Raw genomic sequence first — 310 nt, 5'->3', positions numbered from 1 at the left:
AGACCAGCCCGTCGCCTTGCAGCCCGCCGCCCAGCGCACCACAGAAGCTACCCGCAGGGAAATTGGCCGCCGCCATGCCGGTGTAGTGCATGCCCACTATGGCAACCCCCATGATCACGGCCGCCAGGCCCCGGATCTGGCGCACGTAAGGGGTGTGCCTGCGCAAGCGAAACGCGATCCACAGCGCCGCCGCCGAGGCGCCAACGGCGATCAACAGCGAAGCGCCGAACAGCGTTGGGTCATAGTCGATGCCCGGTAGCATGCGCAGCGCGGCCATACCGGTGTAGTGCATGCAACTGATGCCTGCCCC

The 310-nt window shown here is 67.1% G+C and carries 1 protein-coding gene; it reads right to left on the bottom strand.

Annotation, left to right across the window (positions count from 1 at the left end; genetic code table 11):
- Positions 1–310: MHYT domain-containing protein (locus tag SB756_RS29050; protein ID WP_410912989.1), on the bottom strand; the 310-nt coding region annotated here is incomplete at both ends.

The organism is Pseudomonas sp. SIMBA_068 (assembly GCF_046534705.1).
In the GTDB taxonomy this organism is placed as follows: domain Bacteria; phylum Pseudomonadota; class Gammaproteobacteria; order Pseudomonadales; family Pseudomonadaceae; genus Aquipseudomonas; species Aquipseudomonas putida.
Note: the sequence above shows the minus strand (reverse complement) of the source record. Positions and strands in the feature narration are given on the sequence as shown.